The organism is Romboutsia lituseburensis DSM 797 (assembly GCF_900103615.1).
In the GTDB taxonomy this organism is placed as follows: domain Bacteria; phylum Bacillota; class Clostridia; order Peptostreptococcales; family Peptostreptococcaceae; genus Romboutsia_F; species Romboutsia_F lituseburensis.
Genome location: NZ_FNGW01000004.1, coordinates 1 through 19,521, shown reverse-complemented (window position 1 = coordinate 19,521; position 19,521 = coordinate 1). Strand labels below are relative to the sequence as shown.

Sequence of the window (19,521 nt, the reverse complement as noted above, 5' to 3'; positions counted from 1 at the left end):
TTAGTACCCCGTTACTTCTTCATTATTTATTATTTTTATTATAGAACTTGTTCCAAGTCTTGAAGATCCTTTTGTTATAAAGTCTCTAGCTGTATCTAAATCTTTTATTCCTCCAGCTGCTTTTATTGAAACATGTTCTCCTACGTTTTCTTTAAATAAAACTATATCTTCAGCAGTTGCTCCACCTGTACTAAATCCTGTAGATGTTTTTATAAAATCAGCTTTTGCATCAGTTACACACTTGCACATCTTGATTTTTTCATCTTCATTTAAAAGACAAGTTTCTATTATAACCTTTAATATATTTTCACCACAAGCTTCTTTTATTTCTTTTATTTCTTCTGTTATTTCTTTATATTTTTTATCTTTTAACATACTTAAGTTTATAACCATATCTATTTCATCTGCACCATTTTGTATAGCATCCTTAGTTTCAAATACTTTTACTTTAGTTGTATTGTAACCATTAGGGAATCCTATTACTGTACAAACTTTCATTTTATCCCCTACATATTCTTTTGCTTGCTTTACAAATGATGGTGGTATACAAACAGATGCTACATCATATTTAATTGCATCATCACATATTATTTTTATATCACTCCATGTTGCTGTTTGCTTTAATAAAGTATGATCTACTGCTTTTAAAATTGTTTTGTTATCCATAATTCCTATCTCCTTATTTATAACCATTTAAATATATGATTTAGATTTTTAGCTATGTTTAAACTATAAGTATCGTTTATTTATTATCTTATTATTTTGTGTATTATTGGGCTCTTTTCTGGCTTTTGAGATTGTATGCTATAAGCTTTTTGTAATTCTTCCTCTGCTTTTTCAAACTTAGCTTCATCACTTGAGTATAGTGTAGCTAATACATCTCCAACCTTTACATAATCTCCCATTTTTTTCTTAAGAATTATACCTGCTCCATAATCTAATGCATCATCTTTAGTATGTCTTCCAGCTCCTGTAAGTAATGAAGATACTCCAACACCTTCAGCATTTAACTCATATACATATCCCTCTTTAGTAGCTTTAACTTCATGAGTTAAAGGTGATATTGTAAATAATTCAGAGTTATCTATAACTTTTGGATCTCCACCTTGAAGTACTACTAATTCTCTTAACTTAGCTAATGCACTTCCATCTTTTAATATCGCTTCTAATTTAGCTCTTCCTTTTTCAACATCTGTTTCTATATTACCTAATCTAAGCATTTGTGCTCCTAATTGTAAGCATAACTCTCTTAAATCTTCTGGTCCTTCACCTTTTAATACTTCTATAACTTCTTTTAATTCAAGTGCATTTCCTATTGCATAACCTAATGGTTCTCCATTTAAAGTTATTGCCGCTGATGTATTTCTGCCTACACTCTTACCTATATTAACCATAGCAGTTGCTAATTTTTCAGCATCCTCTGCTGTTTTCATAAATGCACCTTCACCATATTTAACATCTAGTACTATTGCATCTGATCCTGATGCTATTTTCTTACTCATTATACTTGCTGCTATTAGAGGTATACTGTCTACTGTTGCAGTAACATCTCTTAATGCATATATTTTTTTATCTGCTGGAACTAAGTTTTGAGTTTGACCTGCTATAACTAGTCCTGCATTTTTTACCATATCTATAAATTTATCTTCTTCTACTGATATATTAAATCCTGGGATTGATTCTAGCTTATCAAGAGTTCCCCCTGTATGACCAAGTCCTCTACCTGATAATTTAGCTACTTTTCCTCCTGCAGCTGCAACCATAGGAACTAATATAAGAGATGTCTTATCTCCAACTCCTCCAGTACTATGTTTATCAAGTTTTACTCCTTCTATCATACTAAGATCTACAACGTCTCCTGAATTTACCATTGCCATTGTAAGATTTGCAGTTTCTTCTTTAGTAAATCCATTTAAGTATATAGCCATTAATAATGCTGATGCTTGATAATCAGGTACTTCACCATTAGTATATTTTTCTATGAAAAATTCTATTTCTTCTTTAGATAATTCCTTTTTATCTCTTTTTTTAGCTATAATATCGTATAATCTCATGATACTCTCTCCCTTATATTTTAATTTTTATATTGATTTTCTTTGACCCATTTTTCTAACTCAATCTTACTTGAAGGTATTTTTATTTTTCCTTCTATTATTTGAGTTTTGATGTCTTCAACTACTTCTATTATTCTTGGTGGTATATCAACATTTGAACCCTCTGTTGTATATCCGATAATGTTTTCCTTAATTCCAAATTTATGCACACCATCTTTCCAAGTCTTATTAGTAATAGATTTAATTTCATTGTATACAATTTCATTTGCATATCTTGTTGCTGTAGATACTATATGGTTTGGTTCAAATAAATTTTGATTATCATCTATCCCAAATGCATATTTATCTGCTTCTTTAGCTGCAGCAAAAACTCCAAGCCCAGACTCTCCAGCTATGTGTTGTATATACCTTACACCTTTGTTATACATTGAAAGAGCTATCTCTTTTGCTTTTGCTGGATTTGCAAAATCATCTACAACACCTACTATTATATTTATATCTGGATTTACATACTTAGCTCCTGCTTCAAATCCAATTGCGCCTTCATTAAGATGCTGCATATCTCTTCCTAATATTACACCTAATGAATTACTTTTATTTAAACTATTGTTTTCGTATTTTGTAATCAAACCAGCCATAACACCATTTAAAAATGTTTGCTCGGGCCAATTTGTATAAATTGAGCTTACATTTGGTAATTCTATTTTAGAGTCTATTATTGAAAATTTCTGATCTAGAAATTCTTTTGAAACCTTACTAACAGATGCTTCATGATCTAGTCCAATTGAAATTATCAATTCATAATTTTGGCTTTGTGCATATTCTCTACAGATTTTCTCATAATCATCTTCAGATTTAGGTTCTGAATAATCAAATTCAACACCTAACTCTTCTTGAGCCTTTAATGCACCATCGTAACATAAATCATTAAATGACTTATCACCTAATCCGGGTGTGCTAAAGATTATAGCCACCTTTTTATTTTCAGATGTGGAATTTGTAAATAAATTATTTAACGTTACTTCATTGTATTTAGTAGAACTTGTTATTATAAATACAGCTATTATCGAAATTAAAATTATCGTAGCTATTTTTTTGTAATGACTCAACATATTGTGCCCCCTATGTTTCTTCATAGTAAAGCAGCTTTCGTCAATTTTTTCTTTCTACTTTACTAACATTATATTAAATAAAACGTTTTCTTTCTATGAATTATATTGATAACTCTCTCAATAATATTGATGTATATTTCTTAAAAGAGTTATCTCTAAGGTAATTTTTTGACATTTGTGAAATATATTGATTTTAATATCTATCTTCATCAGGAGAAACACCTTTATACTTTTTATATGATTTAGAAAAATATCCTGAATTTGAATATCCTACTTCATTTGAAATTTGAGAAATCTTCATATCAGTGTTCTTTATAAGATATTCAGCTTTTTTCATTCTATATAAAGTTAAATATGTTATAAAATTTTCTCCTACTTCTTCCTTAAAAAGGCGTGAAAAATACTCTGGCGACAAATATACATATTTAGATATACTTCCTAATGAAATATGCTCTTTATAGTTTGAATCAATATATTTCATAGCTTTTTCTATAGCCTTTGAATAAACTTTGCTATTGGTTTGAATATTCTTTTCTCCTATTTTATCTACAAATAGTTGTTCCTGATTTTCAAATTTAATATTTTTATTTATACCTTCTAATAATTCTTTTAGTTCTTTTGGTCTGATTTCAGATTTTACTAAGTATTCGTATACGCCGCAACTAATTGCTTGTTTTGCGTATGAAAACTCTGCATAATTAGTTAGCAGAACTACTATAGTCTCAGGCATAATTTTTTTTATTTGCTTTGTTAGTTCTATACCATCCATTATCGGCATTTTTATATCACTGATTATGACTTGTGGCTTAAGCTTTATTGCTAAATCATATGCTTCTTTTCCATTAGATGCACTTGCCAACACATTAAACTCTTTTGATATATTTGAAATTGTGTACACAACCCAATCTCTTATTGGAGCTTCATCTTCTACTATTAATATATTTAACATATTAATTCCCCCTAATTTGGCAGTATAAATGTAATTTTACTTCCTTCTCCTTCTGCACTTTCTATCTTTAGTCCATAATTTGATCCATAATTTAATTGAATTCTTTCTTGAACATTTATTAAACCGACTCTATTTATGCTAGCTTCCTTATTTAACACTGTTTCTAATTTATTTCTTGACATTCCAATTCCATTGTCTTCTATAACAATCTTTATACAACCTTTTTGCTTATATCCTGAAACGCTTATTTCGCCTAGGTTATCTTCCTTTTCCATACTATATAAAATAGCATTTTCTACTATTGGTTGTAATATGAATGATGGAACTTCAAAATCATTAATTTCAGGATCTATATCATATACAACTTCAAAGCAATCTGGATATCTAAGTTTTTGAAGTTCTGTGTAATTTTTTATGTTTTCTATTTCTTCTTCCAGCCTAATCATTTCACTTGCTTTTGGTAATAAGCTTCTAAGTAATTTTGTAAACCTATAAAGCATTTCTTCCGCTTCTTCTGTTTTGTTCATAGATACTAAAAATCTTATTCCACTTAATGTGTTATAAAGAAAATGAGGATTTATCTGAGCTTGTAAAAAACTTAATTCAGCAGTTCTTTTTTGCTTTTCTTGATTTTTTATTTCTTGTATAGATTCTTCTAGCCAGCTTACCATGCCATTAAATGACTTTTCTAATTGACCTATTTCATCGAAACGTTCATCAATAATTTTTGTATTTAAATTTCCTTCCATTACTTCATTCATACTATTTTTGATATTTAGTATTGGCTTTGTTATTCCAACGGATAATCTATAAGACACTATTATAGATACTATACTTACTAATAGAAGAACCAATATCGCTTTTTCTGTTAAAGCTTCTACAGGTTGTCTTATAATACTAAGTGGTATCTCTTCTACAATTGCCCATCCATATTCATTAAGCCTTGAGGCTACTTGCATATTTTTCACATTATCTCTTGTAATTCTGTGGTTTTTTTTATTTAATAGATGATTTGTATTTTTTATCCCTAAACCATAATTTGTACCAATAAGTCTTTTATCTTTTGTTGATATTATATTGCCTTCTTCATCAACAATATAGATACAGCTTCCTTCTGTTAATACTTCTGAATATCTATCATATAAAATAGTTTCACTTATATCTATAATCAACACTCCCAAAGGTTTTCCTGTGAACAAATCTTTGATTAATCTTCCCATCTTAAAAACACATTTATAAGGCCCTACTGCATTATCATCTTTATATGTGTTTATTAATATAGTTTTTCCATCAGCCTTAACAATTTTCTCATACCAATTATTTTGTTTTATATCTTCCATAGTGTATTTAGTTTTTGAGTAGGTATCATAAACTAACCCATTTTCACCTAACACATAGAGTTCAGGTTTCATATTAAAATTTCCATATTTCCAGACTTCATCGGTTAAAAGTCCTTCAGCATACGAATTCATATTTTTCTTTTCAGATTCATAATTTTTTAGTTCATCTTTAGGTATAGATAAAATTTCTATGAGTTTACTATCTATAGAAATTCTTTTTGCTATACTTTCTACATTTGATAATAGTATGGATATATTATTGCTAATTTGATTTAACGTTTGACTGCTCATATTATACATTTCAGTTTCTATAGTCCTATTAGTATCGTTTATAAACCATATGCCTAATATCATAGAAACCGACGCTGAAAGTCCAAATAATACTAAAAACAATTTATATGTTATGCTTTTCTTCTCTAACTTTATATTTACCATCTCCCTATTTAACAAATATAGTGTCTAATTTATAATTTTAATCTATTATTTTTTTAAAATCAATCTAAAATAGTAATAGCATTTAATAGTTTTTGTATTATTTTGTAATTTTTAATTAAATAAAATTATTATTTTTAACATTTTTTTAATATTTTTATTGCATTATCTTTTATTTGAATATAAAAAAGCATAGGATAATTTATAAGTCCCATGCTTTTTTATTCTCTAATTTATATACATTAAAACTAATAACAATAGCTATTTATAGCTTTTAGTATATTAAATTCCTTTATATGTTATTATATTGAAATATCTTCATCTATACCAAATAAATAAATATATTTTTCTTTTACTTCCTTACCTGTAAGCTCTTTTAATACATCGCAATATAAATCTAATTGTTTTTTATATCTATTTACAACTTCTTCTTTATTTTCATCATTTACAAAGTCTGTTTTGTAATCAACTAAAACTAATTTATCATCCTCTTCAAAGTATGCATCTATAATACCTCTAAGCATAATACTTTCATCATCATACATTTCACTATTCTCATCCATAACTAAGTCTTCATAAACATATACATCTTTTAGTTTTATCTGAGTATATATAGCTTGCTCTCTCTTTATAAACTTAGCTGCTAACATTCTCTTTCCTAAACCAGATTTAAAAAATTTATATATTTTAAATGGATTGACTACTGTTGCTTGTTTTTCAGTAATTATTTCTTTTTTAATAAATGAATTTATTTGTTCTTTTATTTCATCTATTGTGTTTATCTTATTAAAATCAATAATTTCCATTATTAAGTGAATAATCGTACCTCTTTCAGCTCCAGTAATTTTTTCTTTATCTTCACTTTCTTGCATAAATAGAGGTTTTTTCAATGTTATTTGATTATTATTAAACATATTAGCTGAAGAATCATCCTCTTCATGAGCATTCTGAATTTTTTTTATTTCTGTAACTGATATACTTGCCGGTTTTGTAATACAAGCTTGACAAGGATATTTAAAATCCAATTTATCTTTGATTACATCGTAGTACTGTGTATCAGGCTGTTCTAGATTAATATTTAATAATACATCACTTATATTCTCTTTTTCCTCTTCTTCTTTTGCTTCTAGTATAACATCTTCTTTAAACCAAAGCTTACCTAACCATTTTGATTTATGATTATCAATGCTATCTAAATCTATTTCAGCTGCTTCTCTTAGATTTTCTAAATCTTTATGTTTTAACACAGATGGCATTATCCAATCTAAAAATGTTTTACCTTTTAATACCTTATATTGTGATATTGGCTTATTTCCTTCAACACCATTTTCCCAAGTTCTTAGACTTTTTTCTATGTTTCTCGTAGAACCTGTTATTATAAGCTTTTCTTTGGGTCTGGTAAATGCAACATATAAAACTCTCATTTCTTCTGATAGATTTTCTATATTTATTTTACTCTTTAATGCTTCTTTAGCTATACTTGGATAAGATATTTTTCTCTCATAATCAACTATTTGAGGTCCATATCCTAAATTATGATGGTATAAGATATTTTTTTTAAAATCTTGAGTGTTGAAATTTTTTCCCATACCAGAACATATTACAACTGGGAATTCTAATCCCTTACTTTTATGTATACTCATAATTCTAACTACGTCAGCATTTTCTCCAAGAGTTTTTGCACTCCCCATATCTGTATTAGATTTTTTCAATTTACTTACAAAGTTAATAAAATTAAATATCCCCTTAAAACTTGTTTCTTCAAATTGTTTTGCTCTTTCAAACAAAATTTTTAAATTAGCTTGCCTTTGTGATCCACCAGGAAGAGCTCCTACATAAGCATAATATCCTGTTTTGGTATACAGATACCATAAAAACTCGTCTGTACTCATATATAAAGATTTTTCTTTATAGTCATTTAGCCTTTGTATAAATTCAAAGCATTTTTTGCCTCTTTCATCTTCATATTGGCTAAACATCTCTAAAGCCTCATAAAAACTTTTATGACCATCTTCTACTCTGATATCTATTAAATCTTCTGGTGTAAAGCCACATATAGGAGATTTTAATACTGCTAAAAGAGGTATATCTTGCATTGGATTATCTATAACTTGTATTAAACTCATTATAGTTTTTATTTCTATCGTATCAAAATATCCTACACCTATATCTGCATAAGTAGGTATATCCATATTCATAAGCTCATCAGCAAATACCGGCGCCCATACAGAAGTTGCTCTAAGCAATATTACAATATCTTTAAATTGAACAGGTCTATAATCATCCATTTTTTTATCATAAATCATTTGAACTTGTCCATTTTCGTTAGGAGTTCTTAAATCCTTAATTATTTTTCCTACCATTCTAGCTTCAAGTTGTATATTGTCTATTTCCTCTTGTTCTTCATTTTCATCATGTTCTTTTTCTTCACTCTTTTCTACATCTTTTGACTTAGCCTTAGTTTGCATTATATGTATTTCAGATGGTCCGCCTATAATAGCTTCTTCATTAGTATTATCTTTGAATACCGCTCCTAGATTTAATCTTTCTTCTTCTGTGTATTCTATTTCTCCTATATTTTTACTCATTACATTTTCAAATATATAGTTTGCACAATCTACAACTTCTTCTCTACTTCTAAAATTTTTATATAGCATTATTTTTCTATATAAACATCCTTTTTCAGTTTCATAATTAGCATATTTTTGTAAGAATATTTCAGGTTTTGCTTGTCTAAATCTATAAATACTTTGCTTTACATCTCCAACCATGAATCTATTTGGTGTTTTTATTTTAGCTATAGTACTAAGTAAAACTTCTTGTACTAAATTACTATCTTGATATTCATCTATAAATATTTCATAAAACTTCTCTCTATAAGTTAATGCAATATCGGATGGTATATCTTTACCCTCTTCATCTTTTGTAGTCAATATTTTAAGTGCAAAATGTTCTATATCATTAAAGTCAATTATTCCTTTTTCTCGTTTTCTTGCATCATATGCTTCTTCAAATTTTATTACCACTTCAGAAATAGATTTAACAACTTGATATAAATATCTTATTTGATCCTTAATTTCACCAGTTTCTTGGCTAAATGTAGAATCTTTCATGTCCTCTACTGATTTTTTTACTTTCTTTCTAATATCATCAGCTCTATCTTTTATATCTCTTATATAAGATGGAGTATCTTTTGCTAATCTTTTTACTCCTTTTACATAGTTTTCAAACTTCATTGATAACATTGCCTCAAAAGCTTTATCCCAAGATTCATTACAGCCATTTAAAATTCTTTTTATTCCACTGTAATCACTTTTAAATTTATCTGTATACGTTTCAAGCTCTTCTATACCTTCTAATTCTTCTAAAGCTTTTGCCATACTTACTTCCATACCACTAATTTCTATTTTTACTGTTTCAAGTATGGATTCTGCCCATATAGAACTTGAAAACTCAAAGCTATCATCTATGTTAAACAACTCTGATGAAAATTCTAACCATTGTTTAGGATCTGGTGATGCCATTGCGAAATTATATATACTTAATATAATTTCTTGTAAATTATTATCTCCTCTTTTTTCAGCATAGCTTTCTACTAAATTTAAAAATCCCTTATCTCTATCTACATATAATTGCTCAAAAACATCTTCTATGGCTTCTTGTTTTAGCAATGTACACTCTGTTGTATCTCCTATCCTAAAGTTAGGATCTAAGTTTATTTTATGAAAGTTTGATTTTATTACTTCTAAACAAAATGAGTGTATTGTTGTAATACTTGCTTTATTTAAAAGTATTAGTTGACTTTGAAGATGCTTATTTTCTGGATCCTTATCTAATGCTTTACCTATGGCATCTCCTACTCTTTCTCTCATTTCTGATGCTGCTGCATTTGTAAAAGTGACTACAAGTAATTTATCTATATCTATAGGATCATCTTTATCTGTTATCATCTGTATTATACGCTCAACTAGTACAGCAGTTTTTCCCGATCCTGCCGCTGCCGCTACTAATAAATTGCAGTTTCTACTATCTATAACTGCTTGTTGTTCATCTGTCCATTTAGGAGAACTCATTATTTCACCTCTTCTCTCATTTGAGTTATTATATCATCGTCACTTTTTTTATTTATAATTTTATATTTATTATCTTTTAAAGTAGTATCAAATTGGCATATAGCTGAATAATTACAAAAGGCACAAGAGTTCTGATCTTTATTTTTGTACGGTGATATACTTATGTTTCCACCAAGCATGTCTTCACATATATCTTTTATAATACCTTTAACATATTTTCTTATAATATCAAATTCTTCTTTAGTAACACCTTTAGTATATCTGCCTAGTGTTCCATCTTTATTTAAGTTTGCAGGTATTATTAATGATGTACTTCTTTCACCTGTTGCTAATGACTTGTCCATTTGTTTAATTATATCTGAGTCCTTAATTAAAAGACCCTGCATCTTTAAGCTTTTTAATATGTCTTCTCTTATGTCTTCGTCATCTTTATTTTCATCAAACTTAGCTATTGGATCATCAATTCTAGAGTATAATATTGCGGCTGGATTTACATCTTCACCTCTTAGGGCTCCACTTTCTAGTATAGCGTCTAAATATACTAATAGTTGCAACTGAAGTCCATGATAAATGTCAGTTAAACTTAAATCTTTTTTTCCAGATTTATAGTCTATTATTCTTATATATTTTCCATTTTCGCTATCATACTCATCTATCCTATCAATTTGTCCTCTTAGATTTATTTCTTCTCCACTTTGTAAAATTATCTTTATAGGAGGATATTTACCATTTACTCCAAAGTCAACTTCATAATCCACTGGCTCAAATTCACCCTGTTTTATTTGTTCACTAATTATACTTATCGCTGATATAAGCATATTTTTTAATCTATATGCTAAATACTTATATCTTTCTGAACTCTCTAATATATATCCAGGTATTTTCCCTACTATATCATCTACTATTTGTGACACTCTATCTGAGATGTAATTATAATCTATATCTCTCCAATCTAAACTATCTATAATTAGTTGCTTTGAGAATCTATCCAAAATATTATGTATAAATGTCCCTAAATCTGGAGCAGTAAAAGAATATTCTTTCCTTTCTTTAGCTTTTAGACCATATTGAATAAAATATGCAAATGGACATTGAGCATATCGTTCTAATCTAGATACACTTAAGTTAGTGTCATATAAACTTCTTATTTTTTGTTCCTCTACCCTTTGAACTTGATTAGTATAATTTAATCCACTTATTACTTTTTTAGCTATATCACTATACTCATTATCATTTAAATAATATCTATATACATCTAGCCAAATATTATTTATTTCTTTTCCATCATCGCATTCTTTTATTTCTTTTATTAATTCATTAAATGTTGGAGATTTGACAGTTATCTTATTTATTATTTCTTCATCTGTCTTAGCTTCTATATCTACTAAATAACTTTGATTATCAATATTTGGGAATATTTTTTTAAGCCTTGATATAATCACTGAAGGTCTAACTGTTTTTCCTTCATGATCAGCAATTGGGTATGTAACTATTAAATTTTCACTTGTTGATGTTAATGCTTTATAAACTAAATATTGTTCTTCAAATGTTTTAGTCTTACTATCTATATCAACTTCTACACCATTTTTGCCTAAGTTTTCCCTATCGCTATCACTTAACAAACCACTGTCCTTTGCTATAAGTGGAAAGGTTCCATCAGTTGTTCCTATTAAATACAAATATTTTGTATTAGGATTTTTAACCCTATCTACACTACTTACAAGTACCTGATCGATACTAGGAGGAACTAGTCCTAATTCATATTCATCAAATCCTAAACTTATAAGTTTAATAAATTTATCTAAGGATACTTTTTCTTCACCCATTATTTCAACCATTTGATCAAATATATCTACAACTATATTCCATACTTGAGAATACTGATTTGCTACGTCTAACTCACCTTTATCTTTAAAGCTCATTATTAAATTTTCTATAGTTGATGGCATATCTATATCTATTAAAAATTCATATATATATGTGCAAATATCTTTTACTTTATTCTTTCCAACTATTTTTTCTTGTAATTTTATTATAGGTTGCAACACTCTATTTTTTATTTCATTTACTCTATTTCTTATTTGGACTTCTTCTTCTTTTTCTTCGGCTGAGATATTGTGGTTTATTCTGTATTCCCATGTTTCTTCAAACCATTTTTTACCCTTTATTCCATTCGCTAGAACATAGTTTTCTAATAAACTTATATCCTCATTGCTTATGCCTATAAGTCCGCTTTTTAAATATCTAAACATAGTTTCATAACTATATCTTCTATTTCTCATCTCTAAGGCTGATATTATAAGTACTATTATTGGATTACTTTTAGCTTCTCTTTTTTTATCTATAAAGTTTGGTATTTCATATTCATTAAATATAGAATGGACTAAAAAGTCATATTTATTTAAATCTCTTGTGGTTATAGTTATATCTCTATATCTAACATTTTTATCTCTAACTAAACTTACTATCTCCTTAGCTATTTCTTCAACTTCTGAATATAAATTATTAAATTCTTTTATTTTTATATTTTTAGTTGGCTTATCATAAACTTTATAGGGATATGAATGATAATATTTTTCTAAATGCTGAAGTTCTTCACTATCTTTAAATCTTGGTATAACATCACTATTTAAATTTACTGAAGGATATAATTTTACACCTTCTTCATTACATAACTTTACTAGTTTTTGATATGTAAATTTTGTCCTTGAAAATGCATCTGCTTTGTTATAACTTATATTCATAGGATTATCTACGGTTAAAGATATACTTACTTCTTTTGCTTTATGAAATATGCTATTTAAAGCTCTATACTGATTTGGTGTAAAACCTGTAAACTCATCTATATAAATATATGCATCATTAAAATAATCACATAAACTTAATTTATCTGCTAATGATTTTAGCATATCTTGAGAATCAACATAATTTTCATGCAACTGATCTTCAAATTCCTTATATATTTTACTTACATCCTTTAACTTTAAACTCAAAGTCTCACTATGTACATCAGAAGATATATGTTCTAGCATTTCAGCACTAATATTGTACTGCTTAAATTCTGAAATCATATCAGATATAGAGCTTACAAAGCCAGATTGAGATGCAGATTTTGAGAATATATCTAAATTATCACTTACTTTTTCTATTGCTCTGTAAGTCATCATAGCCTTACCACTTGAGTTTATATTAACATCGGTTAACCCACCTACATGAGAAAAAACTATACTACTCATAGTTTTAAAACTTAAAACTCTAGCTCTTAAATATTTATCTTTTTGTTCACCTAAAAAAAGTTTACTCATTCTTTTTTCCATCTCAAATGTATACTGTTCTGGTACTAGGAGTATAACAGGAGATGTTTCATTATCTTGTACTCTTTTTTTTATTTCATTAAGTATGTAAGTAGATTTTCCACTACCTCCTCTACCTAATATAAACTTAACACCCATAAACTTCCTCCTCTAAAATACTGTAGTCTATGTCTTGGTTATTACATAACTTATTAAATTCACAATATGTGCAATGCTTTTTGTTTTTAACTAATTCATATTTATATTTTTTTTGATTTTCATCATACTTAGTATAATTAATAGTATCTATATATGAAATTATTTTATTTCTACTTTGATTATACTTTTCTTCACTATATAAAATGGTTATTTCTTCTTCATCAAATTCAGGTTGATAATACTTCATCTTTATATTTTTGAACTCTATACTTAAATTAAATAATTTAGTAACTACTTCTTTTGCTAAAAACATATAAACTATAGTCTGTATTCTACTTTCAACATTTTTATAATCTATTTTTTTATTTTCAGTCTTCCAATCCCAAATTTCAATACTATTTTCTTTTATTATTAATAAATCATATTTAGCTATTATTGTATTTCCATTTAAATTATATCTAACTTCATATTCTGGTAAGTATATATTTTCATGTATTATAGGTACTAATTTTTTAACTTTTTCTATCCATCTTATAAAGTTTAAATTAGTATTTGAATTTATGCCTAATGGTATATTACTAAAATATCTTTCACATAATAAATGAAATTCAGTACCTGTTTTAAGACTTTCATAATATTGCCTGCTTTCTAAATCATCATGTTTCCAATTTATTTTTTCAATATATTTGTATTTAAATTTTAAAGGACATGATTTATATGTATTTATAGAGTTTTGACTATATTTAAATTTCTCTAAATTTTTATGCATTATTATTTACATCCTTTTTCTTTTGATTTATATATCTTTCAATCTCATTTATATATATACACGGTCTTTGTTCTTTATTTTTCTTTCCTATATCACTTTTATCTTTATATGCACTACATGATAATATAAGCATTTCTTTTGCTCTAGTAATTCCAACATATAATAATCTAATTTTTTCATTTATTAAATCTATTTTGCTTTTATACATATAATTCATAGGTATCTCGCCTGTAAAAATAGCTTCTATTTCTGATTTAACCACAGCTACTGGGTTTTTGTATTTATCTTTTAAATACCATTTATCACTTTGGAATTTTTGATTTATATTATCTGGAAAATTAAATTCTACTAAACCTAATAAAAACACACAATCCCACTCTAACCCTTTTGATTTATGATAGTTACAAACAGTTATACTTCCTGGTTCAGGTTCATAGCCATTCATTTCGTATGCAACCTCAATTATATGGTTAAAAACTTTATTTTTATTATTAGATAATAAATTGTATATATCAATTAGATTTGTATTTATATTATCGCTTGATATAAATTTTACATAAAAAGATAGATAGTTAACTATCGATTTATCCTCTTTTTCTAAGTTCAACTTATCACCTATAAATAATAGTAATACATCTAATCTTACTGTAGAAAACTCTAATATTTCTTTTAAAGTAGTTATACCTTCTAAAAAACCTTTATAAACATCACTATGAATATCTATTATTATATCTTTAATTTTCTCATTATCATAAACTAAATCTTCAACAGTATATTTTCTAAGTATTGCTATAAAATCACTCTTACCTTGTTCATTATCACTATGAATAAATACTTTATCTAATACCTCTATAAGTTTTTCAATATCATCGCAGTTTATTAAAAAATCAATTATATAAGATAAATAATTCAATATCTTCCTTTTACTTAATGCATTTGGACCTAGTTCTTCAAAATCCATACCTTCTTCCATTAACTCTTTTGCTACTTGGGTTATTTGATCATTAAACGGTACTAAGATCCCTATACTCTTATCTGGGTATTTTTTCTTTATTCCTTTTATATATCTGATAGTCATCTTTAATTCATCTGACCACGTTTGATATCTTTTTGTATTTATGCTATATACATCAGGGTTTGGATTTTCTTTGTACCCCATTCCATTTGGAACAGTTCTAATTTCCATATCTTCCAAAGCATCTCTGCATTCTGTTTGTTTAAATTCACTGGTTACATATCTCACTAACCTATTGGCTAAATCTAATATATCTTTTGAACTTCTATTTGACATATCCATTCTATAGCAGTTATCAGCTTCCATTATAAATTCTTTAAAGAACTTAGGATCTGATGATGAAAATGTACCTGTTATACTTTGATTTATATCGCCAACTCTAACTAAGTTATTACTTTCTTGACATATCAATTTAATAATTTTACCTTGTATTTCATTTGAATCTTGGCACTCATCTTCAAATATATATTTATATTTATTTTGAAACTTAGCTCTTAAATTCTCATCTACTCTTAATGCCCTATATGCAAGTATCAAAATATCATCATAATCTAATAGACCATTTTGTTTAAGCTTTCTATCATATTCCTTATAGATAGGTAGTACTATTTTTAATATTCCTTTATATCCTACTGATACAATATCTTCTAATTGTTCTGGAGAAATTTCCTTATACTTTAAATCTCCTATTGCGTTTCCTATAAGATCATAGAATCCATTTTCCCAAGCATCTACCATCCTATCTCGCCACTCACCATCTTTTTGCTCTTTTAAAAACCATTGAAAAGCTCGTTCTCCACCATTCATTCTAAATTTATATATACATTCATTTAGTATAATATTTTTTTGCAAGTCATCTGCAATACTAAACTCTTCATTTAACATAACTACTTCAGGCTTTTCTTTGATTATTTTTACTGCTAAGCTATGTATAGTCATAACTTCATATGAATTTTCTTCTTTTATTCCTTCTTCTTGTAATATACTTTTTATTCGTCCTTTAAAATTATTTACAGCACTATTCATATAGGTAAGTATTAATATTTTTGAATTACCATGCTTTTTTTCTCTTAGTAGTTTTGCTACTAAATTAGTAACTATAAAAGTTTTACCAGCACCAGGAACTGCTGGAACTGCCATAGTTCCACTTTCATATGATATTATAGGTAATTGGTCTTCTCTATAGTTTATTTTCGCCATACTACTTGTCCCCTTTATCTAACATCTTTAATATCAAACTGTACAAGATACTTTCTTGTATATATCCGTTAACTGTATATTCACTTTTATATGCATATACAGTTTTTGCTCCTAAAAGTAAATTATAGACCATATTATATAAATAATACTTTTTATACTGTTCTTCCATTGTATCTGTATATATTCTATTTTCTTTAAATGATTTCCTAAGTACTATAACATTACTTATATCTTTTTCAATCTTCATATTCCATGAATTACTACCTATATCCACCCAAATCTGAATCGGTCTATCCATATTATATGATATATATGAATACGGAGTAGATATAACTACTTGATTTGCATCATTTAATTGTTGCAACTCTGCTACAGCATAATAATCATTTATTGAACTTTTTAATGCCTCAATAAATATTTGCTCTTTCTCTTTTTCATAATCTAGTCCTAATTTAGAAATATTATCGGTAAAAACATCACTTTCATGTATTATATTTTTGCATATATTTACGTTTTCTCTACCATATTTTAAATTAAGCATTTTATCTATGTAAAATTGAATTAAGAACTCACTTATCTTTAATCCTTTAGATCTTTTATTTTCTATATAATCTATAAGTTCCTTTAGATCTTCATTTTCTTCTTTGTTCTTATATATCTTAAATGCTTTTACTCTATTTACATTTAAAAGTATTTCTATAAAACTTATATACTCTTCTTCCTTTATATATTGCATGTATTCATAAAAAATACAGGTTGCTACTAAAAGTGCATTCGAGTATGGGTAATCGATTATTTTTCTATCTTTCTTCACATTAAACACATTTATATTATTATCTTTTAATTTATTAGTTATTTGATAATCTAATATAGTGTTATTTATAGGAGATATAATGGCTATATCATTCAAATTTATACCTTTTTCATAAAGATTTATAATCTTATTTGATACTTCATCTATCATCTCACCATATAATTGACTTGAATCATTTAATTCTAATTTAACATCTAGTGAGTATAAATCCTCAATTTCTATATTATTTTTTACTATGTTCATATCTTCTTCATATTTACTTATTAGATTCTCTTGTATATATTCCATATCTATATTGTTAAAAACAGAATAATCTCTTGTTTTGTTAAAGAATAAATAAGTGTCTTTTGAATAACCTTGAACTAAATTTATAAAATCTACTTCTGCTGTTGAGCAACTTTCTAAACTTTCTACCACTAAATATTCGATTTGTAATTTTAGGTATTCTCTATATTCTTCATCTTGTAAAAGATATTTATTATATAAATAAATACTCAAAGAATTATCTAGCATTGCATTGTGTAGTAAAGTATTTATATAATAATTTATTATTTCATTCATTTGGCTGTAGGAAAATCTCATTATACTATCTCTATTTTTCTTTGATAAATAAATTTTTTCTCCTATTGTATTGAAGTCTATTAAACTTAAAGCTGCTTTATTTATATTAGTACTTATACTCATTGATATATTTTTGTTTGTACAAGTTAAATCTTCAAAATATCCTTCTAAATTTCTTTTTTGCTTTATATTATTGCTTAGTATATAGTCAGTTAAACTACTTGATATAAACGCAGGCGATACCACTTCTTTCTTTATTTTATTGCACTTATCAAAAACTATAGGCCAAAATTTCACTAATTCTTTTTTTATAAAACTAGCATATGTAGTTATATTTAACTCTTCACTAAACTTAAAATCGATTTTACTTTCATAGTTTAATTTTGTTGCATTATTAGGTACTAAAAGCATTATATTTTTAGATCTAAAGTTATTATCTATTAATAACTGTTGATACAAGTTTAAAACTTTAGAGAACTTATTCTTATTATTTGTTTCATTAAATAATTTTTTCATATTTACCCTTTCTACTTCAATTTATATATATTTATAAATATAAAATTATTATATGTAAGTTTAATTGTTATATATTTATTGATGCCCTTATTATGATTATATCATAATGATTATATTGATTTTTTAATACAAAAATGCAGCCCTTTGGGGCTGCTTAATTTATTTTTATCAAAGCTATATCTTCATCATTAACTTCTAAATAACTTATTATAAAATTATCAATAAATACATTTTCAAATCTATAATAGTTATTTCTTATATTAAATTTTTCACATCTAAAACTAAAAGGACTTTTATTGATTTCAAAATCAATATATCTCATTTGTACTTCATACATATAATCACCAATCCATTCTTAATACCTAGTTTTATACCATATTATAAGTATTAAGACTTATTGATTAATCTATTCACTATATTTTTAATAAATGATCCAGATATAACCAACAATATATTAATTAACATTATTTGAAATGCATATAAAATGGTTAAATCTTTATTAAAAAAATCAATAATTGGTATTGTTGAAATAAAATACGGCATTAAGATCCAAACTGCAGTATTTGGACAGTTTAACACAACTTGCACATAAATTGCAAAAAAGGATAGAAATAAACCTACTCCACATCCCATAATTCCAACAATTAATGCTTCTGATGCTTTTAAATTATTTTTATATCCCATATAAAAATTTATTCCAAAATATATTAAACACATTATACTACCTATAAAAAAGGTTATATTATTCATAGGCACTGTTTTAAAATATACAAATGAAATAAGGCATATAATTAATACGTCAAAGAATAATCTTTCTCCTACATTAAATGCTTTTTGCATGTGCTCACCCCAAATTCCTTTATTTTATTATATTTTAATCAAAGGAAAAAGGTGATTGAAATTATATTTATCAAAATTTGCAATAAAAAAAGATTACGTGGCTACGTCTTACTCTCCCAGGGGGTCGCCCCCCAAGTACCATCAGCGCTAAAGAGCTTAACTTCTGTGTTCGGAATGGGAACAGGTGTATCCTCTTTGCTATAATAACCACATAATCTTTATTTTTAGAGTTAGTACTCTGAAAACTGTATATCATTTAGAAAAATTCACTTCGTTCATTTCGCCAACGATATATCTTCGCTCTCGCTTCAGCTATATCCGTTGCTCAAAGTTCATCATTTTATTATTGGTCAAGTCCTCGACCTATTAGTATCGATAAGCTAAATACATTACT

12 protein-coding genes and 1 rRNA gene are annotated in these 19,521 nt (G+C 26.7%); all 13 read right to left on the bottom strand.

From position 1 onward, the window contains the following. Positions 1-666: a deoxyribose-phosphate aldolase gene (gene deoC / locus BLP75_RS08410; protein WP_092725284.1), complete on the bottom strand. Its 666-nt coding sequence runs from the start codon at positions 664-666 to the stop codon at positions 1-3. An 83-nt stretch (positions 667-749) separates the two neighbouring features. Beyond that, the gene (locus BLP75_RS08405; RefSeq protein ID WP_092725283.1) at positions 750-2,054 is read right to left on the bottom strand and encodes a pyrimidine-nucleoside phosphorylase; all 1,305 of its coding nucleotides are present in this window, start codon (positions 2,052-2,054) and stop codon (positions 750-752) included. 20 nt (positions 2,055-2,074) lie between these two features. After that, positions 2,075-3,166: a BMP family lipoprotein gene (locus BLP75_RS08400; protein ID WP_170139052.1), complete on the bottom strand. Its 1,092-nt coding sequence runs from the start codon at positions 3,164-3,166 to the stop codon at positions 2,075-2,077. Positions 3,167-3,359: 193 nt separating this feature from the next. Beyond that, positions 3,360-4,115 (bottom strand): response regulator transcription factor, encoded by a 756-nt coding sequence (locus BLP75_RS08395; protein WP_092725280.1) that lies wholly within the window; start codon positions 4,113-4,115, stop codon positions 3,360-3,362. An 11-nt stretch (positions 4,116-4,126) separates the two neighbouring features. Continuing rightward, a complete protein-coding gene (locus BLP75_RS08390) occupies positions 4,127-5,890 on the bottom strand; it encodes a cache domain-containing sensor histidine kinase (RefSeq protein ID WP_092725277.1) in 1,764 nt (587 codons plus the stop codon). A gap of 299 nt (positions 5,891-6,189) precedes the next feature. Beyond that, positions 6,190-9,960 carry a helicase-exonuclease AddAB subunit AddA gene (addA, locus tag BLP75_RS08385; RefSeq protein ID WP_092725276.1) on the bottom strand — a complete coding sequence of 1,257 codons (3,771 nt, stop codon included), beginning with the start codon at positions 9,958-9,960 and terminating at the stop codon, positions 6,190-6,192. Continuing rightward, positions 9,960-13,412: a helicase-exonuclease AddAB subunit AddB gene (gene addB / locus BLP75_RS08380; RefSeq protein WP_092725274.1), complete on the bottom strand. Its 3,453-nt coding sequence runs from the start codon at positions 13,410-13,412 to the stop codon at positions 9,960-9,962. Before addB ends, addA begins: the two co-directional genes overlap by 1 nt. Further along, positions 13,402-14,181, bottom strand: coding sequence for a PD-(D/E)XK nuclease family protein (locus tag BLP75_RS08375; RefSeq protein WP_092725273.1), 780 nt, complete (start codon positions 14,179-14,181; stop codon positions 13,402-13,404). Before BLP75_RS08375 ends, addB begins: the two co-directional genes overlap by 11 nt. After that, positions 14,174-16,396, bottom strand: a complete 2,223-nt coding sequence (locus tag BLP75_RS08370; RefSeq protein WP_092725272.1) for an ATP-dependent helicase — start codon at positions 16,394-16,396, stop codon at positions 14,174-14,176. Before BLP75_RS08370 ends, BLP75_RS08375 begins: the two co-directional genes overlap by 8 nt. Before the next feature lies 1 nt (position 16,397). Then, on the bottom strand, positions 16,398-18,287 hold the full coding sequence (locus BLP75_RS08365; protein ID WP_092725271.1) for a hypothetical protein: 1,890 nt from the start codon (positions 18,285-18,287) through the stop codon (positions 16,398-16,400). Between the two features lie 154 nt (positions 18,288-18,441). Then, positions 18,442-18,624 carry a hypothetical protein gene (locus BLP75_RS08360; RefSeq protein ID WP_092725270.1) on the bottom strand — a complete coding sequence of 61 codons (183 nt, stop codon included), beginning with the start codon at positions 18,622-18,624 and terminating at the stop codon, positions 18,442-18,444. 50 nt (positions 18,625-18,674) lie between these two features. Next, positions 18,675-19,127 (bottom strand): hypothetical protein, encoded by a 453-nt coding sequence (locus BLP75_RS08355; protein WP_092725269.1) that lies wholly within the window; start codon positions 19,125-19,127, stop codon positions 18,675-18,677. Between the two features lie 95 nt (positions 19,128-19,222). Beyond that, positions 19,223-19,339: ribosomal RNA gene (rrf, locus tag BLP75_RS08350) — 5S ribosomal RNA — on the bottom strand. Between the last annotated feature and the right edge of the window lie 182 nt (positions 19,340-19,521).